This is a genomic window from Microbacterium sp., assembly GCF_049650565.1.
GTDB lineage: Bacteria > Actinomycetota > Actinomycetes > Actinomycetales > Microbacteriaceae > Microbacterium.
Map to the genome: position 1 here is coordinate 1 of NZ_JBASAK010000058.1, position 20,391 is coordinate 20,391.

The 20,391-nt window shown below is 71.9% G+C and carries 18 protein-coding genes; 9 read left to right on the top strand and 9 right to left on the bottom strand.

Annotation, left to right across the window (positions count from 1 at the left end; translation table 11 throughout):
* A partial coding sequence (locus tag WA967_RS10575; RefSeq protein WP_424422163.1) for an NAD-dependent epimerase/dehydratase family protein occupies nt 1-762 on the top strand: 762 nt, incomplete at its 5' end.
* 3 nt (nt 763-765) lie between these two features.
* On the opposite strand, the gene WA967_RS10580 is transcribed toward WA967_RS10575, so the two are convergent.
* Nucleotides 766-2,067, bottom strand: coding sequence for an O-antigen ligase family protein (locus WA967_RS10580; protein ID WP_424422165.1), 1,302 nt, complete (start codon nt 2,065-2,067; stop codon nt 766-768).
* Nucleotides 2,064-3,482, bottom strand: a complete 1,419-nt coding sequence (locus WA967_RS10585; RefSeq protein ID WP_424422168.1) for an O-antigen ligase family protein — start codon at nt 3,480-3,482, stop codon at nt 2,064-2,066. The genes WA967_RS10580 and WA967_RS10585 overlap by 4 nt, the downstream gene beginning before the upstream one ends.
* Nucleotides 3,483-3,552: 70 nt before the next feature.
* Here WA967_RS10585 and manA point away from each other — a divergent pair, with 70 nt between their 5' ends.
* The 4 genes from manA to WA967_RS10605 all read left to right on the top strand — a co-directional run bounded on the left by manA (nt 3,553) and on the right by WA967_RS10605 (nt 9,590).
* Complete coding sequence (manA, locus tag WA967_RS10590) at nt 3,553-4,671, top strand: mannose-6-phosphate isomerase, class I (RefSeq protein WP_424422170.1); 1,119 nt, start codon at nt 3,553-3,555, stop codon at nt 4,669-4,671.
* Nucleotides 4,672-4,832: 161 nt separating this feature from the next.
* Complete coding sequence (locus tag WA967_RS10595; RefSeq protein WP_424422173.1) at nt 4,833-5,150, top strand: WhiB family transcriptional regulator; 318 nt, start codon at nt 4,833-4,835, stop codon at nt 5,148-5,150.
* A gap of 106 nt (nt 5,151-5,256) precedes the next feature.
* A complete protein-coding gene (locus tag WA967_RS10600; RefSeq protein ID WP_424422177.1) occupies nt 5,257-8,205 on the top strand; it encodes a glycosyltransferase in 2,949 nt (982 codons plus the stop codon).
* Complete coding sequence (locus WA967_RS10605) at nt 8,202-9,590, top strand: DUF5719 family protein (RefSeq protein WP_424422179.1); 1,389 nt, start codon at nt 8,202-8,204, stop codon at nt 9,588-9,590. Before WA967_RS10600 ends, WA967_RS10605 begins: the two co-directional genes overlap by 4 nt.
* A gap of 35 nt (nt 9,591-9,625) precedes the next feature.
* On the opposite strand, the gene WA967_RS10610 is transcribed toward WA967_RS10605, so the two are convergent.
* Complete coding sequence (locus WA967_RS10610) at nt 9,626-10,057, bottom strand: hypothetical protein (RefSeq protein ID WP_424422181.1); 432 nt, start codon at nt 10,055-10,057, stop codon at nt 9,626-9,628.
* A 78-nt stretch (nt 10,058-10,135) separates the two neighbouring features.
* Here WA967_RS10610 and WA967_RS10615 point away from each other — a divergent pair, with 78 nt between their 5' ends.
* On the top strand, nt 10,136-10,360 hold the full coding sequence (locus tag WA967_RS10615; protein ID WP_424422183.1) for a DUF3499 family protein: 225 nt from the start codon (nt 10,136-10,138) through the stop codon (nt 10,358-10,360).
* 33 nt (nt 10,361-10,393) lie between these two features.
* Here WA967_RS10615 and WA967_RS10620 read toward each other — a convergent pair whose 3' ends face one another.
* Nucleotides 10,394-11,203: an RDD family protein gene (locus WA967_RS10620; protein ID WP_424422185.1), complete on the bottom strand. Its 810-nt coding sequence runs from the start codon at nt 11,201-11,203 to the stop codon at nt 10,394-10,396.
* 16 nt (nt 11,204-11,219) lie between these two features.
* On the opposite strand from WA967_RS10620, the gene WA967_RS10625 reads away from it, so the two are divergent.
* Nucleotides 11,220-12,209, top strand: a complete 990-nt coding sequence (locus tag WA967_RS10625) for a stage II sporulation protein M (protein ID WP_424422187.1) — start codon at nt 11,220-11,222, stop codon at nt 12,207-12,209.
* Nucleotides 12,210-12,308: 99 nt separating this feature from the next.
* Here WA967_RS10625 and WA967_RS10630 read toward each other — a convergent pair whose 3' ends face one another.
* A complete protein-coding gene (locus WA967_RS10630; protein WP_424422189.1) occupies nt 12,309-13,067 on the bottom strand; it encodes an aquaporin in 759 nt (252 codons plus the stop codon).
* Nucleotides 13,068-13,211: 144 nt separating this feature from the next.
* On the opposite strand from WA967_RS10630, the gene WA967_RS10635 reads away from it, so the two are divergent.
* Both WA967_RS10635 and katG read left to right on the top strand, forming a co-directional pair.
* Nucleotides 13,212-13,697 carry a Fur family transcriptional regulator gene (locus WA967_RS10635; RefSeq protein WP_424422191.1) on the top strand — a complete coding sequence of 162 codons (486 nt, stop codon included), beginning with the start codon at nt 13,212-13,214 and terminating at the stop codon, nt 13,695-13,697.
* 33 nt (nt 13,698-13,730) lie between these two features.
* The gene (gene katG, locus WA967_RS10640) at nt 13,731-15,989 is read left to right on the top strand and encodes a catalase/peroxidase HPI (protein WP_424422193.1); all 2,259 of its coding nucleotides are present in this window, start codon (nt 13,731-13,733) and stop codon (nt 15,987-15,989) included.
* A 117-nt stretch (nt 15,990-16,106) separates the two neighbouring features.
* Here katG and WA967_RS10645 read toward each other — a convergent pair whose 3' ends face one another.
* The 4 genes from WA967_RS10645 to WA967_RS10660 form a co-directional block, all read right to left on the bottom strand.
* Nucleotides 16,107-17,414, bottom strand: a complete 1,308-nt coding sequence (locus WA967_RS10645) for a DUF58 domain-containing protein (RefSeq protein WP_424422196.1) — start codon at nt 17,412-17,414, stop codon at nt 16,107-16,109.
* 1 nt (nt 17,415) lies between these two features.
* Nucleotides 17,416-18,339, bottom strand: coding sequence for an AAA family ATPase (locus WA967_RS10650; protein WP_424422203.1), 924 nt, complete (start codon nt 18,337-18,339; stop codon nt 17,416-17,418).
* 89 nt (nt 18,340-18,428) lie between these two features.
* Nucleotides 18,429-19,640, bottom strand: a complete 1,212-nt coding sequence (locus WA967_RS10655) for a DUF4350 domain-containing protein (RefSeq protein ID WP_424422198.1) — start codon at nt 19,638-19,640, stop codon at nt 18,429-18,431.
* A partial coding sequence (locus WA967_RS10660; RefSeq protein ID WP_424422200.1) for a DUF4129 domain-containing protein occupies nt 19,637-20,391 on the bottom strand: 755 nt, incomplete at its 5' end. The genes WA967_RS10655 and WA967_RS10660, both read right to left, overlap by 4 nt.

A 20,391-nucleotide genomic window follows, 5' to 3' on the forward strand; every position in this document is an offset into this window, starting at 1 on the left:
ATCGTCGTGCCGGAGTCCGTCGCCGACCCGCTGGGCTACTACGACGTCAACGTCGGCCGCACCATCACCATGTTGCGGCTGCTGGCCGCGCGCGGCATCACGCGCGTGCTGTTCAGCTCGTCGGCCGCCATCTACCTCGGGGAGTCGGGCGAGGGCGTCGACGAGGAAGCCGCCATCGCCCCCGGCAGCCCCTATGCGAACACCAAGTGGCTCGTCGAGCAGATCCTGCGCGACGCGGCGGCAGCCGGGCAGCTGCGTGCGGTGGCGCTGCGCTACTTCAACCCGATCGGCGCCGACCCGCAGCTGCGCACCGGGTTGCAGAACCCCACGCCCTCGCACGCGCTGGGCAAGATCATGACCGCACACGACTCCGGCATCCCGTTCACCGTCACCGGCACCGACTGGGCCACGCGCGACGGCTCCGGGCTGCGCGACTACATCCACGTCTGGGACGTCGCCCGCGCGCACGTCGCCGCCGTGCAGCGATTCGACGAGATCGCCACTGACGCCTCGCCCTACACCGCGATGAACATCGGCACCGGCGACGGCGTGACCGTGCGCGAGCTGGTCGCCGCCTTCGACCGCGTCACCGGCGAGACGCTCGACGTCGTCGACGGGCCGCGTCGCCCCGGCGACCAGGCGGGCGCGTTCGCGCTGGTCGGCCGTGCGCAGCAGGCACTGGGCTGGCAAGCCGAGAAGAGCATCGACGACGGCGTGCGCGACGCCCTCGCCTGGGCGCAGAAGCTCAAGACCCTGGCCTGAGGATCAGAGCTTCTCCGGCCCCACGGTCGGGATGACGCCGGTCTGCGCGTCGTCGATGTTCTGCCGCCACGACCGGGTCTGCCCGGCGCGCAGCGCGCACAGCACCAGCAGCAGCCACCCGGCGCCGGCGAGCGTGAAGCTCTCGAACATCGACTCCACCGCCAGCGTGACCAGCAGCAGAGGCGTCCAGGCGTACACGACCGAGCGCCGCACGCTGGCCACCAGCCAGGAGCGCACGGTCGCCACTCCTCCCAGCACCAGGAACAGCACCAGTCCCAGCCAGCCCAGCTGCAGCAGCACGTCGAAGTACGCGTTCAGTGCCGACAGGTGGTGCTCGGACAGCGCGTAGTTGATGTACTGGAACGGGTACTCGCCGCCGCTCCAGGAGCCGAACCAGCCGTAGCCGGTCGTCGGCTTGTCGGCCACCCAGTCGAGGATCGTGTTCCACAGATCGGCACGCAGCGAGAAGTCCGAGCCGGCGTCCAGCATCGCGATGATCTGGTGCCGACGTGCGAAGGCCAGCACCAGCGCCGCGGTCACCAGCACACCCAGCGCCCACTGCGTCCCCACCCGACGGGCCGGCGGCGTGTGCCGCACGATCGTCAGCGCGACGGTGGTCACGCCGACGGCGGCGGCCAGCACGACGACCGTGGGCGACGCCGACAGCAGCGCGAGGAATCCGGCCAGGCCCACCGACAGCACTCCCACCAGCCGCGAGACCGACTGGGTGCGCCATTCGATCACGAAGGTGATCAGGGCCACCACGGCCATGAAGCCCAGCATGTTGCGCGTGCCGAAGATGCCCTGGATCGGCCCGCCGTAGGCCAGGTCTCCGGTGATGCCCAGGGTCTTGAACGGGACGTTCAGCAGGATGCCGGAAAGGATCTCCAGCCCCAGGGACAGCGCGAGGAGCCACCGCATCGTGTCGCCGAGCGCGCGCACGGTCTGCAGCGTGTCGCGCACGTGCCCGATGGTGATGGCGATGACCGCGATGCCCAGCAGTGCCAGCCACCCCAGCACCGTGTGCGACTGGCGGGGGGACCACAGCACGCTGAGGATGGCCAGCGCGAGGAACCCGATCAGCGAGGTGGGGGCGAAGCGCAGCAGCGACAGCTCCTCGCGGCGCACGAACAGGATGCCCGCACCGAGCAGCGCGAGGAGCGCGAGGATGGTCACCAGCGTGGTCGTGGAGGTCAAGCGCTCGATCAGGAATGAGGCGAACACCGCCACCAGACCTGCGATCGTGTAGGCGCGGGCGAACTCCGCCGACCCCAGCAGCGAGACGACGTACCGCCGCGGGGTCATGGCGCCTGCCGGGTCCGGACGCCGTGCTCGATGAGCGGCGTGCGCTCGCTGACGCCCACCCCGATCAGCGGCACCGACTTCATCTTGAACGACAGCAGGATCAGCAGCATCCAGCCCCACAGCATGATCGGCGCCGACTCGGCGATGCCCTCGAACAGCAGCGCGACGGTCAGCAGCAGCGGCAGCAGCGAGAGCGCGGAATAGGGGCGCTTGTCGTCGAGATCCCACCGGGGACGGTCCACCGCGAAGAACCAGGAGCGCCACAGCAGGGCGAGCCAGGCGACGGCCATCACCATGACGCCGACGACACCCAGCTGCAGGAACACGTCCAGCCACATGTCGTGCGCGTGGAACACGGTGATGCCGTGGTTCAGGATCCACCCGTCGAACGCCGGGTCCCACGGCACCCAGGGTGAGGAGAATCCGTTCCCGAACACCGGGCGGGTGATGGCGCGCTGCCACACGGCCTGCCAGATCTCCACACGCCCGGTCAGGTCCGATCCCTTGCCGAACAGCGCCAGCACGCGGTCGCGCATCAGGATGCCGCCCGCCGCACCGCACACGACGACGGCCGCGAACGCGATGTACACGGCGCGCCGGGTACCCGGGCCGGTCGCCGCGCGGGCGATCAGCGCGGCGACCAGCACGACCAGCAGCACGACGATGCCCAGATAGACAGTGGTGGACGCGCCTTTGAACAGCAGCACCGCCGCCAGCACAGCCCAGGCGATCAGCATCCCGCGACGGCGCACGCGCGCCGCATACAGCACGGCGAAGACGAGGACGGCGAACAGGCACATCATGGCCAGCTCATGAGCGTTGCCGACCACGCCCTGGATCCGACCGCCGTTGAACAGATTCCCGCGCACCCAGTAGCTGACCGGGTCGATCCTGCCGGGCGGGACCGTCGCGAAGTTGGGCAGGATCGGATGCCGCACCACCAGCGCCACCCACAGCTCGATCAGCAGCGACAGCCCGAGGATGACCTTGAACGTCGTCGACAGCGCGCGGACGATCTCCTGCCAGGTGAGCATGGTCGCGATCATCAACGCCGTCACGGTGATGGCGGCCACCAGCGTCCAGGTCAGCAGCGTCGCCCCCGGCCAGCGCGACCACAGCACCGAGACCAGGGCCAGCGCCCCGTAGCCCAGCGCGGCCCACGGCAGCCGGCGCCAGCGGAAGCGGGTCGGCCGGTTCATCACCACGGCCGGGATCCAGATGCCCAGCGCGCCGAGCGTGAGCACCGCGAGCACCACGACGGCGCCGACCGGCCCCACCAGGTTGTACACGGCGGTGTGCCCGAACACCGCGAACAGGCACAGCACGCTGTAGGCGCGCACCATCAGGCGCCCCGTCGTCGCGCGGGCGGGGGGAGCGGGCGGCTCCGCCACGGGATGCTTGGTGTACACGGCCATCGCGTTCAGGCTACCGCCCGCCGCCCGCCGCGCCCTGAGGAACACCGACGCACGCCATAGGCTGAGAACCATGCTGCTGACCATCACGAATGAGCCGCGCGACTACGCCTGGGGATCCACCTCGCTTCTGGCGGGCCTGGAGGGGCGCAGCCCGTCCGAGGCGCCCGAGGCCGAGGTGTGGTTCGGCGATCACCCGGGCGACCCCGCCGACGTCGCGGGAGCCGGCACGCTGGATGCTGTCACCGGGGGCTCGCTGCCGTACCTGCTCAAGCTGCTGGCCGCGGCCGATCCGCTCTCGATCCAGGTGCACCCCACCCGCGAGCAGGCTCGCGCCGGATTCGCGAGGGAGGCGGGGATGGATGCCGCCGATCCCACTCGCAACTACCGCGACGACAATCACAAGCCCGAGCTCATCGTGGCGCTCAGCGATCGTTTCGAGGCGCTGGCAGGTCTCCGCCCGGTGGCGGACACGCTGCGGCTGCTGGCGGCGCTGCCCGAGTCCCCGGGAGTGCGCGAGCTGCAGGAGCGGCTCGCGGCGGGCTCCGAGGCCGACGCGCTGCGCGCGACCCTCGGCTGGCTGCTCTCCGGTGGCGCGCAGGCGGCCGTCGACGACGTGATCGACGGTCTCCGGAACGCGGATGCTGTGGAGTTCCCCGACGCGCTGCAGGCCGTGCGCGGCATGGCCGAGCACAACCCCGGCGACCCGGGCGTGGTCGTGGCGCTGCTGATGAACTTCGTCGTGCTGCGCCCCGGTGAGGCGATCTTCCTGCGCGCCGGCCTGCTGCACGCGTATGTGTCGGGGCTCGGCGTGGAGATCATGGCCGCCAGCGACAACGTGCTGCGCGGCGGGCTCACCCCGAAGCACATCGACGTGGACGAGCTGCTGGCCATCGTCGACACCGAGCCCGGTGCGGTGCCCGTGCAGCGCGGCGGCGGCGACGAGACCGTCTACGAGATCCCGGTTCCGGATTTCGCCCTGCGGCGGTTCGAGCTGGCGGGACCCCGAACCGTCGACGTCGCGGGCCCGGCCATGGTGCTGGCGACCGCCGGCGATGTCGCGGTGACCGGGGCTGCGGGAGTGCGCACTCCGGTGCGTGTGGGCGCCGCGGTGTTCGCCTCGGAGGATGAGCGCGTGCTGACGCTCTCCGGCATAGGGGAGGCGTTCGTCGCCGAGCCCGGACGCGCCTGAGATCTCGCGCCGAGGCCGCGACACGCCGAGGAACTCGCGGTGAACCTTGAAGTCGCGCTTGAGGGTTTACCATCTGCGACTTGACCGGAGCGAATGACACGGGTGTAATTAGTGGGAAGGACAGCCCGAGGGGGGCTTCGAGCAGGGGTTGGAGGATCGACATGACGGGTTACCGTTCAGACGTTCCCGAGAACTGGTTCGTCGATCCGGTCAACCTCGGCGTTCCCGGTGTTCGCCGAGCGGATGTCGATGAGACCGGCGCACTGGCCTGGCAGGTCGACGCGCTGTGCGCGCAGACCGACCCGGAGGCGTTCTTCCCCGAGAAGGGCGGCTCCACGCGCGATGCCAAGCGCATCTGCGCCTCGTGCGAGGTGCGCAGCGAATGCCTCGAGTACGCGCTCAGCAACGACGAGCGCTTCGGCATCTGGGGCGGCCTCAGCGAGCGGGAGCGTCGCAAGCTCAAGCGCCGCGCGAGCTGAACGGCGAGTCCGCTGCCGGATCGGACCGGTCGCGGACGGGATTGTTCCCGAACGCGCCGAGGCGGTGAGCAATATGGCGCGGTGTCCTGCTTAGGCTGACAGAGCCATGCCACCACGCGTCCACGCCATCATCGTCGCGCGCACCGGAAGTCCCGCGAGTGCGAGTCTCAGCCGAACCCTCGAGTCGCTGACCTCGCAGAGCGTTCCGCCCGCCGCCGTCACCGTCGTCGTGCTCGGCGACTCCGCCGCAGTGCGAGGCGTCCCGGGCATCGGGCGCACCGTCGAGGGGATCATCGAGGCGCGCGGCGGCACCACCTTCTCCGAGGCCGTCGCCCTCGCCCAGCCGCGCGTGCGCGAGAGCAGCGCGGTGTGGCTGCTGACCGACGACGCCGTGCCCGACCGCGATGCCCTCCAGCTGCTGGCCGGCGCACTGGAGCGCTCGCCGTCCGCGGCCATCGCCGCACCCAAGCTCGTGCAGCGCGACGACGACCGCGAGATCGTCTCGATGGGCGTCAGCATGACGCACGGCGGGCGCACGGTGGAGCTCGCCGCCGGCGAGCTCGATCAGGGGCAGCACGATGACGCCGAGGACGCGCTGGGGGCCGACGTGCGCGGCATCCTGATCCGCGGCGAGGCGCCGAACGTGCTGCGCCCCGACCTCGCACTGGCCGGTGCCGACGAGGGCCTGGACCTCGGCGTGCGCGCGCGTCTGGGAGGCGCCCGCCTGGTGCTCGTGCCGCAGGCGCGCATCGGGGTGCCCGCCGAGGGCTCAGCCACCCGCCCGCGCACGGCCATCGCGAGGGCCTGGGCATCACGTCGCTCGCAGCTGCACCGCAGGCTGGCGTACGCGCCGGCCGTGCTCGTGCCGCTGCACTGGATCTCGCTGCTGCCGCTGGCGCTGTGGCGCTCGGCCGCGCACCTGATCGCCAAGCGCCCCGGCGAGGTCGCGCCGGAGTGGGGTGCCGCGATCGCGACCATGGTCCGCCTCGGCGCCGTCGCTCGCTCCCGCCGTGCCATCCGATCCTTCCGGCGCGCCTCATGGGCCGCCATCGCGCCCCTGCGCGTGACCAGGGTTCAGCTGAAGGCCCGGCTGGACGACGGGCACGGCACCGAGCGCGGCGCGGTGAGCGAGCTGAACTTCTTCGGCGGCGGCGGCGCCTGGGCCGTGCTGGCCGCGCTGGTGGTCGGCGTCACCGCCTTCGTGTCGATGCTGGCCTGGCCGGCCATCGGCGGCGGAGCGCTGCTGCCCCTGCGGCAGACCGTCACCGCACTGTGGACGGACACCGCGTGGGGGCTGCGCGACGTCGGCCTGAACATCGTGGGACCTGCGGATCCCTTCGCCGGGGTGCTGGCGGTCGTCGGCAGCCTGTCGCCTGCGTCGCCGTCTCTGGCCATGGTGTGGCTGTGGCTGCTGGCGCTGCCGCTGGCCGTGCTGGGCGGGTGGTTCGCGGCCACGCGCGTCACCGACCGGGCGGGACTCCGCATTCTCGGCGGTGTGCTGTGGGCTCTCGCGCCCACCTTCCTCACCGCCCTCGTGCAGGGGCGCCCCGCCGCGGTGCTGCTGCACCTCCTGCTGCCGTGGGTGTTCCACACCGCCTCGGTCGCGCACCGCTCGTGGGGTGCCGCCGGTGCGGCATCCGTGCTCACCGCCGCGGCGCTGGCCTGCGCACCGTCGCTGGCTCCTGCCTTCGTGCTGATGTGGGTGCTGACGCTCGTGCTGCTGCTGGCCGGACGCCGCCTGCGCGGCGCCGCCCGGGTGCTGTGGACGTTGATCCCCAGCGCCGCGCTGTTCGCACCTCTGGTGGTGCGGCAGCTGCGGCACGGCAGCCCGTGGGCGCTGCTCGCCGACCCCGGCGTGGTGATCACGGGCGGTCAGGACGCAGCACGCGCCGACATCGCGATGGGATTCCCCTCGCCGGAGCGCGCGGGCTGGGACTGGTTCCTCGGGGGATCGCTGCTGACCTGGGCACCGCTGCTGCTGGCTCCGCTGGTGCTGCTGGCGCTGGCCTCTGTGCTCTCCCCGCGCTGGCGCGGCGGATATGTGCTGCTGGTGACCGCCCTGCTGGGACTGGGCACTGCGCTGCTCGCCTCGCAGATCGTGGTGGCCTTCGCCGCGGGCGTGGGCGCTGCGGTGTGGCCGGGAACGGGGCTGAGCCTGGCCTGGCTGGGCGTCGTCGGCGCCGCCCTGGTGACGCTCGACACCGTGGTGGTGCTGGCACCGCTGCGCACGGGCGCAGCCGTCGTGGCCGGACTCACCATCGCGGTCTGCGCGATGCCGGGACTGCTGGCGGTGCACACCGACCATGCCGCAGTGCAGAACGGCCCCACGAGCACGCTGCCCGCCCTGGTGGCGGCGCAGGCCGTCGGGGACGCCGACCGCGGCACTCTCGTGCTGACGCCCCGCAACGACGGCAGCCTCTCCGCGCAGGTGGTGTGGGGTGCGAGCGCCACGCTGAGCGCACAGAGCACGCTGGTCAGCACCGCCACGCGCGTGCAGGGCGATGACATCGCGGTGACCGCCGTCGACATGCTCTCCGGGCGCGACTTCGACGCGGCGAAGACGCTGGCCGACGACGGCATCGGCTTCGTGCTGCTGGGGCAGACGCCAGGGGAGCAGGATCGGGCGCGCGGCATGCGCGATCAGGCCACGACCTCCATCGACGCCCGCTCCGGTTTCATCAAGGCAGGGCAGACCTCCCGCGGCATGCTCTGGCGTGTCGACGCGAAGATCGCGCCTCGCGCCGCGCTGACCGCCGCGCAGAGCACCGCCGCCTCGCTGATCACTCTGGTGCAGGTGCTCATCGTCATCTCCGCACTCCTGCTGGCCATCCCCACCCGAGCCTCGCGTCGCGCTGCTCGCTCGCGCTCGCGCATCGTCGGGCGCGAGCCGTCCGAGCCGATCGTGCTGCCGAAGCGCCGCATCGCGGACCACATCGACGAGCAGGCGGCCCCGTCCTCAGTGGCAGACGACCGCAGCGCGCAAGACGACTCCGCTGACGCGACGGCGGATGCTGCCGCCCCCGACGCCCTTGCCGAGACGGAGGCCACCCGATGAAGCAGCGCACCCTGCGCCTCGCTGCCACCGGCGCGCGCCTGGTCACGGGCACGGTCGTCGCCGCGGCCTGCGTGCTCGGCGTGATCGCCGCCGCCGCCGCACCGTGGCCCGGCGTGCGCGACGAGCCCGCCACCACGACGATCCAGCCCGTGCCGCGCGACGCGGTGCTGGTCTGCAACGGCGCCTTCCGGGCGCTCGGTCGCGATGCCACTCAGGCCGGCCAGATGGTGTCCGCCTCCGCGATGAACGCGCGCACCGACGGGGCGATGGAGGATGTCGACACCGCCGACCTCGTGATGCCCGACGTGCTCGGCGGTACCGGTGCGGTGTCCTTGACCGGCAGGGTGAAGGACCGTGAGGTGCCGCTGTTCTCGGCATCCGAGTCGGTGCTGCTCTCCGATGCCGACGCCAGCGGGTTCGCCGCAGCACCCTGCCGTGAACCCGGACTGGAGAGCTGGCTGGTCGGCGGCGACGTGTCCGTCGGCGCATCCGACATCATCCTGCTGAGCAACCCGGGAGCGGTGACGGCGAACGTCGAGCTGACCGTGTACGGCGACAAGCCCTCGGCCTCCACCGTCGTGGTGCCCGCCGGCACGCAGATGGGCGTTCCCCTCGCGTCCGTCGCCGCCGGCTCGCGCATGCCGGTCGTGCACGTGGTGTCCTCCGGCGCGCCCGTCCGCGCGACGCTGCAGTCCACACTCGTGCGCACTCTCGACGCCGTGGGCATCGACCTGCAGGACGGCGTGAGCGGCCCGCAGAACGCTCAGAGCATCCTCGGCGTGCAGTCGTCCCCGGCCGCGCAGGGCGATGACAGCACCACCGGCATCCAGGTGCGGATGCTGGCGCCTGGCGCCGACGCGAAGGCGACGGTCAGGATCACCGCCGCCGGATCCGATTCGGTCATCGACGAGTATCCGATCGACCTCGCCGCGGGCAAGCCCGCCGAGGTGGCGCTCTCCGGTCTTCGCCAGGGCGCCTACGACATCGAGGTGTCCGCAGACGAGCCGGTGGTCGCGGGCGCCCGGCAGGTCGTCCGGGCAGGCGATGGCCAGGACCTGGCCTGGTCCCTGCCGTCCCCGGAGCTCGAAGAGAACGCCACCACGATGTTCTCCGTGCCCAGTGGCGCGCCCGCGACGCTGTACCTGCACAACCCCGGCGATGCGAAGCTCAGCGTCGAGGTCGGCGGGGATGCCTCGCAGACGGTCCACCTGGGACCCGGCGCTTCGGCGACTCTTGCACTGAGCGCAGGCGGATACACGCTCACGCCGACCGGGCGCGTGAACGCCGCGGTCGGCATGCTCGGGGGCGGCGGATCCGCCGCCGTCGCGAGCTGGCCGCTGTGGCCGGGAGCGGCCACCACGCAGCCGATCGTCGTGCGCCCCTGACCGGCGTGCTGCGCCCGATTCGCGGGGCAGTAAACCTAGTACTCGCGCCCGCCCGCGCCGAGCTCCCACGGCTCACGGCCGACGTACTCGGCGGCCGCGTGGAACACCGCGGATTCGATGGCGACGCGGCGGTGCATGGCATCGTCATGGCCCTTCGGCAGGAGTCGCTCGATGGGAACGCGGAACAGCGACACCCGCCCGGCGGCGTGGTCGATGCGCCAGCGCGGGATGCCATCCTCGCGGTCGTGCACGGGCATCGCCGAGATCTCGAACCGCACGTCGCGCAGCTCCTCCCACGAGTCGCGAAGGTACTCGACGGCGCTGCCGACGGTGATCTCGAACCTGTCGAGACGGCCATCCAGGGGCGGCAGCGGAGGACGTACGACCTCGCTGCGACCCAGCCGGCCGTGTCTGCCGTGACGCGCACCGCTGCGGGTGTCGGGGCGGGATGAACGACGACGGGGCATGAGGACGAGTCTAGGCTCCTGGGCTCTGCGCCGCGCGGCACCGCCGGATGCGGCATCCGTCGTCCTACTCTGAGCGGGATGGACGATTCACTGCGCACCGAAGATCGGCTCTGCTCCAAGGTGACGTGCACGCGCGAGGCCGTGGCGACACTGACGTTCGACTACGGCGACCAGATGGCGGCACTCGGCCCGCTGGGTCCCGGCGACGACCCGCAGGCGCGCGACCTGTGCGCGCTGCATGCGGAGCGCGTGTCCATGCCCGCAGGCTGGCTGGTCGTGCGGCACGAGTCGCTGCGGAGCTGAGCCCTGCATCCGGTCCCCGACGGGCCCTGAGGGTCAGACCCTGATGCGCCTGCCGGTGAGGCGCTCCGCGCGCTCGTCGGCGTGCTGCAGTGCCTGCTGCTCGCGCGTGCGGCGCAGCACGGTCACCCCGCGGAGCAGCTCTTCAGGGGCGACCTGCGGGAGAGGGGAGACGAAGGGGGCGGTCTCGGATGCGAGCTCCGCGGCCACCCGCGCGCGGGCGGCGGGGGAGAGCTGCTCGGCGCCGGCCAGGAACTGCGAGATCCGGCGCGCCAGCCGGTCCGGAAGCCGCGCCACATCGGCGACCGACGACCACGTGTGCAGCGACGGCGGCAGATAGGGCACGTGCACCGGCAGTCGCGGAGTGCGCACCCGCTGCGAGTAGGTGCCGGCGACCAGATCGCCGAGCCGCTGCGAGCGGGCCGTGACCGCGCCGGTGATGACCGCACCGCCGCCCAGGGTCATGTAGATCTCCAGCAGCCCGACCAGCGCGCGGATGAACGTGTGCCGGAAGCCGATGGCGCCGCCGTCGGCGCGCACGATCCGCCCGCCGACCGCCAGCTTGCCGAGGCTGCGTCCGCGGGTGGCCATCTCCAGCGTGATCGGCAGCACCAGGAAGCTGAGCACTGCCGCCCACACGCTCAGGATCGTCATGAGGTGCCCGTCCAGCAGGCCCTGCGACATCAGCCAGATCTGCAGCAGCTCGACGGCGAAGAACACGACGAAACCCAGCACCATGTCGATGGCGGCGCCCGCCGCCCGCAGCACGAATCCCACCGGCTGCACGTCGATGGCGACGGCCTCGCCGGACAGGATCTCCTGCTCGTCTGCGATGGGGGATGACACAAGTAAAGTGAACCACGTGGATGCCGATGCCCTCACCGACGCGCGCCGCCCCGAATGGGAACGGCTCGACCAGCTGAGCAGAAGGCGCAGGCTCTCGGGCGACGAGGTCGATGAGCTCATCGTGCGCTACCGCGCGGCATCCGCCGATCTCGCCGACCTGAAGACCTCGGTGGGCGACTCGCCGCAGGGCGCGTACCTGTCGACCATCCTCGTGACCGCCCGGCTGCGTCTGACCGGTGCTCCGGAGAACATCCTCGCGCAGATCGGGCGCTTCTTCACCCTGCAGCTGCCGGCGGCGCTGTATCGCCTGCGCTGGACGACCCTGGTGATCGCCGTGGCGTTCGTGCTCGTCGTCGCGCTGGCGGGAGCCTGGATCGCGTCGGACCCGGCCCGCATCGCCGCCCTCGGCACGCCCGAAGCACTCGCGCGGTACGCCGAGGAGGACTTCACCGACTACTACGGCCCGATGGCGTCGTTCGCCGGCATGGTGTGGTCCAACAACGCGCTCATCGCCCTGCAGTGCGTGCTGTTCGGTGTCACCGGCGTGTGGCCGGTGTGGATGCTCGTGCAGAACGCCATGGGGCTGGGTGTCGCGGCCGCGGTGATGGCAGCCCACGACCGGCTCGACGTCATGCTGCTGTACATCCTCCCGCACGGGATGCTGGAGCTGACGGCCGTCTTCATCGCCGCTGCGGCGGGCCTGCACGTCTTCTGGGCCTGGGCCGTGCCGGGGCGCAGAGGGCGGGGCGAGTCGTTGGCCTCCGGCGGCAGATCGCTGGCGACCGTGGCGATGGGACTGGTGCTCATCCTCGGCCTGTCGGGACTGGTGGAGGGTTTCATCACCGGCTCCGCCCTGCCCTGGCCGGTGAAGATCGGCGTCGGCGCGCTGGCGCTGGGCGTCGTGCTGTTCTACCTGCTGGTGGTGGGGCGTCGAGCCCATCGCCGAGGGCAGACCGGGGATCTGGCCGAGTTCGACGCCGGCACGCCCACCCTCACCGCGGGCTGAACCCGCATCCGTCGGCATCCCGGCATCCGGCGGCAACTGTCTCAGGGCAGCGGAAGAGGGGACGGCCGGAGCCGCCCCCTCGGGGTCTCCGCCTGCGGATCAGTCCCTGGTGGTGCCGTCGAACAGCGCCTTGAAGGCGAAGCCCACGATCAGCGCGCCCAGGGCGGGGAACACGATGAACACCCACAGCTGGCCGAGCAGCTCGCCGCCGCCGTAGATGGCCGCGGCGAGCGACCGGGCGGGATTGACGGAGGTGTTGTCCACCGGGATGGCGATCAGATGGATGAGCGTGAGCGACAGTCCGATCGCGATGCCGGCGTGCTTGGAGCCGCGCGTCGGATGGGTCGAGCCGAGGATGACCAGCACGAAGAAGCCGGTCAGGATGACCTCGATGATGATCGCGGACATCATGCCGAACCCGCCGGGCGAGTGGGAGCCGAACCCGTTCGCGGCGAAGCCCGCGTCCTGCGCCGTGCTGAGCCACTTGTCCGGGCCGAACAGCCCGATCAGGACGAGGGCGCTGGAGGCGAACACGCCGCCGACGACCTGCGCGACGATGTAGGGCACGACGTCGCGCCAGGGGATGCGGCCCGCGGCGGCAGCGCCGAGCGTGACGGCGGGGTTGAAGTGACCGCCGGAGAGCGGTCCGAAGGCGTACACGCCCACGAGCACCGTCAGGCCGAAGGCCAGGGCGATGGCGACGTACACGGCGGACTGCGCGCCGGGCTCGGTGAAGTGGTTGGAGGCGAACACGGCGGTGCCGACGCCGCCGAAGACGAGCAGGAACGTGCCGAAGCCCTCGGCGGCGAGCTTCGCCCCGAGGGTCGGACGTTCTGTGATCGTGGGTGAATCCGTCATCTCTCTGCATGTCCTTCCGGTCGATGCGCGGCGAGTGCCGGGCGAAGACATGATCTCGAGTCGCACGGGTGTCGGCGGGCAGGCGCGCCGTCGGTCCGTGCTCGCCAGTTTTTTGATTCACTCAAAACAAGCTAGACTGAAGGCATGCGGACGGATACCACAGAACTCGACGCGGCGATCAGGACCGCAGGCCTGCGGGTCACCGGATCGCGCCGCGCGGTGCTCGACGCGCTGCATGAGCATCCCCACGCGCGCGCCGACGAGGTGCTCGCCATCGTGCGCGATGCGACGCCGTCGGCCAGCCTGCAGTCGGTCTACAACGCGCTGAACGATTTCACGGCATCCGGCCTCGTGCGAAGGATCGAGCCCGCCGGGCATCCCATGATGTTCGAGGTGCGCATCGGCGACAACCACCACCACCTGGTCTGCAGCTCCTGCGGCACGGTCGTGAACGTCGACTGCGCGATCGGCCACGCCCCCTGCCTCGAGCCCCGCGATCCGCAGGGCTTCCGCGTCGTCACCGCCGAGGTGACCTACTGGGGCGTCTGCGCGGCATGCTCCGCGGTCTCCGACGCCGTCTCCGATGCGGGATCCGCCACGGAGTCGTGGCGCGGCATGACCTCCCCCTGACATCCCCCTGAACCACTCCACCGGAAGGACATCATGACTGAGAACCTGACAGACGAGACCGAGGGCGTCATCCCCACGCCCACCGACACCGAGCAGGCCATCGCCGCGGAGTCCGCGTGCCCCGTCGTGCACACCGGGGCGACCCGCGCCGGTGGCTCGACGGCGCGCAGCTGGTGGCCGAACCGGCTGAACCTGCGCGTGCTGGCGAAGAACCAGCCCGCCACCAACCCCTACGGCGCGGAGTACGACTACCGCCGGCAGTTCGCCGAGGTCGACCTCGACGAGCTGCGCGCCGACATCGAGCAGGCGCTCACCACCCCTCAGGACTGGTGGCCCGCGGACTTCGGCAACTACGGCCCCGCCGTGGTGCGCATGGCATGGCACAGCGCGGGCACGTACCGCGTGACCGACGGCCGCGGCGGCGGCAGCACCGGCCAGCAGCGGTTCGCACCGCTGAACAGCTGGCCCGACAACGTCGGACTCGACAAGCCGCGCCGCATCCTCTGGCCGGTCAAGAAGAAGTGGGGCTCGCGCGTGTCGTGGGCCGACCTGATGATCTTCGCCGCCAACGTGGCCATGGAGCAGATGGGCTTCACGACCTTCGGCTTCGGCGGAGGCCGGGTGGATGCGTGGGAGCCCGACGACGACGTGTACTGGGGCTCGGAGAGCACCTGGCTCGCCGACGACGGGCGCTACGAGGCCGGAAGCACTCGCGACCTGGAGAGCCCGCTCGCGGCCACCCAGATGGGCCTCATCTACGTCAACCCCGAGGGCGTCGGCGGCAACCCCGACCCCGTGGAGCTGGCCGCCGACATCCGCGAGACCTTCGGCCGGATGGCCATGAACGACGAGGAGACCGTCGCGCTCATCGGCGGCGGCCACACCTTCGGCAAGACCCACGGCGCCGGCCCTGCCGACCAGGTGGGTCCCACGCCCGAGGACGCCCCGATGGAGCAGATGGGCATCGGCTGGAAGAACTCGTTCGGCACCGGCAAGGGCGACGACCAGACCGCCAGCGGCCTGGAGGTGACGTGGACGTACCACCCCACGCGCTGGGACAACGAGTTCTTCCACATCCTGTACGCCTACGAGTGGGAGCTCATGGAGAGCCCCGCGGGCGCCAAGCAGTGGCGCCCGAAGAACGGCGCCGGCGCCGACATGGTGCCGATGGCGCACGACCCGTCCACGCGTCGCGAGCCGCGGATGCTGACAAGCGACCTGTCGCTGCGGTTCGACCCGATCTACGGGCCGATCTCCGCGAAGTTCCGCGATGACCCGCAGGCGTTCGCCGACGCTTATGCCCGTGCCTGGTTCAAGCTGACGCACCGCGACATGGGTCCCTCCACCCGGTACGTCGGCAAGCTGGTGCCGACCGAGGAGCTCATCTGGCAGGACCCGGTGCCCGCCGTCGACCACGAGCTGATCTCGGAGGCGGATGCCGCCGAGCTGCGTGCGCGCATCCTCGAGTCGGGCCTGAGCGTGCAGGAGCTGGTCTCGACGGCGTGGGCCGCTGCGGCGTCCTTCCGCGGCAGTGACCGTCGGGGCGGCGCCAACGGCGCGCGCCTGGCGCTGGAGCCGCAGGCGAGCTGGCAGGTCAACAACCCCGCCCGCAGCGCGAAGGTGCTGGACGTGCTGCGCGGCATCCGCTCCTGGTTCGAGGAGTCGGGTCGACGCGTGTCGCTGGCCGACCTGATCGTGCTGGCGGGCAACGCCGGTGTCGAGAAGGCGGCAGCGGATGCCGGTCACGACGTGACCGTGCCGTTCCGGCCCGGTCGCACCGACGCCACGCAGGAGAACACCGACGTCGAGTCGTTCGAGTACCTCGAGCCGGTGGCCGACGGGTTCCGCAACTACCAGGGGCCTGAGGCCACGAAGGCCGGGCTGCCGGCCGAGTTCCTGCTGGTCGACAAGGCTGCACTCCTGAACCTCACCGCGCCCGAGATGACGGTGCTGGTCGGCGGCATGCGCGCCCTGGATGCCAACTGGGACGGCTCGAAGTACGGCGTGTTCACCGAGCGCCCCGGCGTGCTCACCAACGACTTCTTCGTGAACGTGCTCGACATGGGCTACGAGTGGAAGCCGCTGGACCCGGGCTCGCACGCCTTCCAGGCGACCTCGGTCGAGACCGGAGAGCTCGCCTGGATCGGCACCCGCGCCGACCTGGTGTTCGGTTCGAACTCCGAGCTGCGCGCGGTCGCCGAGGCCTACGCCTCCGACGACGCGCTGTTCGTCGACGCGTTCGTGCAGGCCTGGACCAAGGTCATGGAGCTGGACCGCTTCGACCTGGAGTGAGCTCGGGTCCTCGTTCCGCGAATGACGGCCCCCGCTTCGGGCGGCCCCTGCCCCTCACCGGGCGGGGGCCGTCGCCGTCCCCGGCCACGCCTCGGCAGTCGGATCCGGCCGCGCGGGCTACAGGCGGCCGGCGGCCTTCAGCTCCAGATAGCGGTCGGCGATGCGCGGGGGGAGCGCTTCGGGGTCGGCGGCGATGGCCTCGCCGCCGGCACGGCGCACGGCATCCGCCACCACCTGCGCGTCGCGAATGGTCTGCTCGGCGGCGGCCGCCAGGTACACGTCCAGCCGCGAGTCGCGACGGCGCGCCAGCTCGGCGATCGCATCGTCGGTGGCCGAGCCCACCAGCAGCGTCGTCGCCCGCGACGCGTCGGGGAAGGCACCCAGGAACCCGCGCGCTGACTCCGCGGCATCCTGCGCGGTGAGCACCACCACCAGTGACGGGCGCGTGGTGAGCGTGCGGATCGACGCGAACGCGGCCGTCCAGTCCGTGTCCACCAGCCGCGCGTGCACGGGCGCCATCGCGTCGGTGAGAGCGGGCAGGAGCGCCGTCCCCTCCACGCCGCTGACCCGAGCACGCACCGCGCGGTCGAACATCAGCAGGTGTACGTGGTCTCCGGCGCGCGCCGCCAGTGCGGCCAGCAGCAGCGTGGCCTCGAGCGACGCCTCCAGCCGCGTGCTGTCGCCCACGCGCGCAGCCGCCGTGCGCCCGGTGTCGATGAGGATCACGACGTGGCGATCGCGCTCCGGGCGCCAGGTGCGCAGCATGGTCGTTCCCGCGCGGGCGGTCGCGCGCCAGTCGATGGAGCGGACGTCGTCGCCGCGCACGTACTCGCGCAGCGAGTCGAACTCGGTGCCCTGGCCGCGCACCTGGATCGACGTGTTGCCGTCCAGCTCGCGGAGCCTGGCCAGCCGCGAAGGCAGGTGCTTGCGCGACGCGAACGCAGGCAGGATGCGCAGGGCACTGCGCACATCGTGCCGTGCCTGCCTGCCCGCCAGGCCCAGCGGCCCACGGGAGCGGATCACGGCGAAGTCGCTCCTCAGCTCGCCGCGGCGGCGCGGCAGCAGCGGGATCGGCATCCGGCGCCGCTCCCCGGGCGGGATGCTGAGCTGCTCGCGCTTCAGCGGCGCACCGGCGGTCGGCTGCCAGGCATCCCGCAGCCAGCCGCGCAGCATGCGCGTGCCGGTGTTCTGCACGGCGATGTTCGTGAGCACCTGCTCGCCCAGGCGCGCGCGCTCGCGAACGCTGCGGGTGACGACCACCGTCCGCGGGCTGGCCGCCAGCAGCAGGTCGAGCGCCACCAGCACCGTGCACAGCAGCAGCCACGCGCCGAACACCGCCCACGCCGGAAAGCCGACCGCGCTCAGCAGCACGAGCGGCACGACGCCCAGCGCGATCAGCGGGGCCAGCAGTGCGGTGACGAACATGTCAGATCGGCACTCGGGTCTGCTGCACGACCGACGCCAGCACGGCATCCGCCGTCACGCCCTCCATCTGCGCGTCGGGACGCAGCTGCAGGCGGTGCCGCCAGACCGGCATCAGCATGGTCTGGATGTGGTCGGGGGTGACCGCGGCCTGTGCGTTCAGCCACGCCCACGCCTTGGCGGCGGCCAGCAGCGCGGTCGATGCCCGGGGGCTCGCGCCCAGCTCGACGGACGGCGACTGGCGGCTCGCGCGCGCGAGGTCCACCACGTAGCCCAGCACGTCGTCGGTGACCTGCACGCGGTCCGCGGCATCCTGCGCGGCACGGATCTCCTGGGCGCTCACGGCCGACTGCACTCCGGTCAGCAGGCGGGGCGAGAAGCCGTCGGCGTGCAGCCGCAGCACCGACACCTCGGCATCGCGCTCGGGCATGCCCACCACGAGCTTCATCAGGAAGCGGTCCAGCTGCGCCTCGGGCAGCGTGTAGGTGCCCTCGTGCTCGACCGGGTTCTGCGTGGCGGCGACGAGGAACGGATCGGGCAGGGCGCGGCTGACGCCGTCGGCGGAGACCTGGCGCTCCTCCATGGCCTCCAGCAGCGCCGCCTGCGTCTTCGGGGGAGTGCGGTTGATCTCGTCGGCCAGCAGGATGCTGGTGAAGACCGGCCCGGGCCGGAACTCGAACTCCCCGGTGCGGGCGTCGTAGACCAGTGATCCGGTCACGTCGCCCGGCATGAGGTCGGGGGTGAACTGCACGCGCTTGGTGTCCAGGCCCACGGCGCGGGCGAAGCTGCGCACCACCAGCGTCTTGGCGACGCCCGGCACGCCCTCCAGCAGCACATGCCCGCGCGCCAGCAGCGCCACGAGCAGCCCGGTGACGGTGCCGGCCTGGCCGATGACCGCCTTGTCCACCTCGGTGCGCACGCGGTGCATGGCCTGGCGCAGTGCCTCGTCGGAGGGTGCGGCGGGCGGAGCGGGTGCCACTGGCGCGGCCTGCTCGGCGTACGGGACGGAGTCGTCGCTCACGATCGGTTCCTTTCGGTGCGGGCGGCGTGGATGCTCTGCTCCACGGCCGTCTCGAGTTCGGAGAGTCTGCGGGCGAGCTCGACGAGCTCGCGATCGTCCTGCGGCGCCGGCCCGCCCAGCAGGCCGTACAGCGAGGTGCGGGGCACTCCGAGGCGATCGGATGCGGCATCCGCCACCTCCTCCACGCTCGAGCGCGGCCCGAGCGCCAGCCTCGCCGCCAGCCGGGAGAGCGTCCCCGAGCGGATGGCGCTGCCTGCGTGCGGGGAATCGGCGGCCTTCGCGGTGAGCCTGGCCCTGCCGCGCATGGTCTCGGAGGCGCGGACGGTGACCGGCAGCGACTCCGCCACCAGCGGCCCGAAGCGGCGTCCTCGCCACCAGATCGCGGCGACGCCCGCCAGCATCAGCAGCAGGATCGCCGGCGTCAGCCAGTCGGGGCTCAGATCGCCGAGGGTCTTCTGCGCCGAGGAGATGTCGCTGTCGGCGAAGTCGGGCACGTACCAGACGACGTCGCGCTGCTGCGCGATCAGGGCCAGGCCCAGCGCGGCGTTCCCGTTCTCAGCGAGATGCTCGTTGGAGAACAGCTCCGTGCCCTCGACCAGCGTGATCGTGCGCCCGTCGGCAGCCCTGCGCAGCACCGCTGCCGACTCGTTGCCGCCGAAGCATCCGTCGACTCCGGGCGCCGGGACGAACGTGCGCTGCGGCTCGATGCCGCCTACGCGCGCGAATTCGGGAACCGAGCAGTCGGGCTGAGCCTCGCCGCCGCCGTCCCAGGCATCCGTGCCCAGCTTCAGCAGCCGCAGCATGCGCGCACTGCTGGTGAGCAGCACCACGCGATCGGCGCGCTCCAGCAGCGCGCGGACGCCGTCGTCGCTGAGCGTGTACGGGTCGGTGAGCACCAGCGTGGTGTCCGGCCCCAGCAGGGATGCAGCCTCGACGCGGCTGCGCGTCTCAGTGATCTCGACACTCTGGGCGCGGGCGAGCTCCGCCAGCGCCTTCGCGCCGGCAGGTCCGGGGCTCGAGGGGCTGAGGATCCCGGACATGTCCGCGCCGATGATCGGCAGGCGCGTCGTCAGCAGCACGATGCCCAGCACGAGCGCGATGAGGATCGCCCAGCCGAGAATGCGTCCCCGGCGCCCTGCCGGTGGCGGGGCTGCGGTGGACGCGGAGGTGTCGGGTGCCGTCTGCGGGGCGGGGGACAGGATGCTCATACCTGCACCGCATGGATCGTCTGCGGCTGTGCGCTCTGCAGAGGCGGCGCCGTGCGCAGCTCGTCGTCGGTCGCTGCCAGCAGGGAGTGCGCCTTCTCGTCGGCGGGGGTGCGCAGGTATCGCACGGCATCGAATGCCGTCGCGGACGCGCGAAGCCGGTCCGCGAAGCCGGGGAACGAGGCGGCGGCCTGCCGTGCGATGCCCTGGGCGGTGTCGCCGGGCGCCGGGTCGATGAGGTCCCGCTCCAGCAGGCCGCGGGCCAGGGCCCGGTAGCGCAGCACGACTGCGGTGTCCCAGTCGTGCTCCCGGGCGGCGCGGTCGGCCTCGGCCCGCAGCTGCGCGGCCGTCCGGTCGTCGCGCTCACCGAGCAGTGCTGTGCGCCGACGCACCGACCGGGACGCACGGGGCCGCACCCACACCAGCAGGGCGACCACCAGTGCCAGGACGATCACCACGACGATGATCGTCAGGAACACCGGGGCGAGGTCGCCCGTGCCCTTGCCAGTGAACAGGTCGGAGATCCACTTCACGACGCCCATGGCCCACTCGTCGAACCAGGTGGGCTTGGCCGCCTGATACGCCTGCTTGGAGAGCTCGTTCTCGGCCCACTCCCGCGCCTGATCCCCGTCGGGGATGAACAGCTCGTCGGCTGCGGGGAGGAGGATCATGCGTCGCCGCCCGGCGGCGCCCACGGGCTCGGCGAGGACGGCGGGATCGGCTGCGCCTGCGGGGCCGGGGCGGGCTGCGGTGC

Excerpts from the sequence above, each read along its gene's own strand:
- WA967_RS10580 (WP_424422165.1), bottom strand. The coding sequence starts at position 2,067 with ATGACCCCGCGGCGGTACGTCGTCTCGCTGCTGGGGTCGGCGGAGTTC.
- WA967_RS10585 (WP_424422168.1), bottom strand. The coding sequence starts at position 3,482 with ATGGCCGTGTACACCAAGCATCCCGTGGCGGAGCCGCCCGCTCCCCCC.
- manA (WP_424422170.1), top strand. The coding sequence starts at position 3,553 with ATGCTGCTGACCATCACGAATGAGCCGCGCGACTACGCCTGGGGATCC.
- WA967_RS10595 (WP_424422173.1), top strand. The coding sequence starts at position 4,833 with ATGACGGGTTACCGTTCAGACGTTCCCGAGAACTGGTTCGTCGATCCG.
- WA967_RS10600 (WP_424422177.1), top strand. The coding sequence starts at position 5,257 with ATGCCACCACGCGTCCACGCCATCATCGTCGCGCGCACCGGAAGTCCC.
- WA967_RS10605 (WP_424422179.1), top strand. The coding sequence starts at position 8,202 with ATGAAGCAGCGCACCCTGCGCCTCGCTGCCACCGGCGCGCGCCTGGTC.
- WA967_RS10610 (WP_424422181.1), bottom strand. The coding sequence starts at position 10,057 with ATGCCCCGTCGTCGTTCATCCCGCCCCGACACCCGCAGCGGTGCGCGT.
- WA967_RS10615 (WP_424422183.1), top strand. The coding sequence starts at position 10,136 with ATGGACGATTCACTGCGCACCGAAGATCGGCTCTGCTCCAAGGTGACG.
- WA967_RS10630 (WP_424422189.1), bottom strand. The coding sequence starts at position 13,067 with ATGACGGATTCACCCACGATCACAGAACGTCCGACCCTCGGGGCGAAG.
- WA967_RS10635 (WP_424422191.1), top strand. The coding sequence starts at position 13,212 with ATGCGGACGGATACCACAGAACTCGACGCGGCGATCAGGACCGCAGGC.
- katG (WP_424422193.1), top strand. The coding sequence starts at position 13,731 with ATGACTGAGAACCTGACAGACGAGACCGAGGGCGTCATCCCCACGCCC.
- WA967_RS10645 (WP_424422196.1), bottom strand. The coding sequence starts at position 17,414 with ATGTTCGTCACCGCACTGCTGGCCCCGCTGATCGCGCTGGGCGTCGTG.
- WA967_RS10650 (WP_424422203.1), bottom strand. The coding sequence starts at position 18,339 with ATGCACCGCGTGCGCACCGAGGTGGACAAGGCGGTCATCGGCCAGGCC.
- WA967_RS10655 (WP_424422198.1), bottom strand. The coding sequence starts at position 19,640 with ATGAGCATCCTGTCCCCCGCCCCGCAGACGGCACCCGACACCTCCGCG.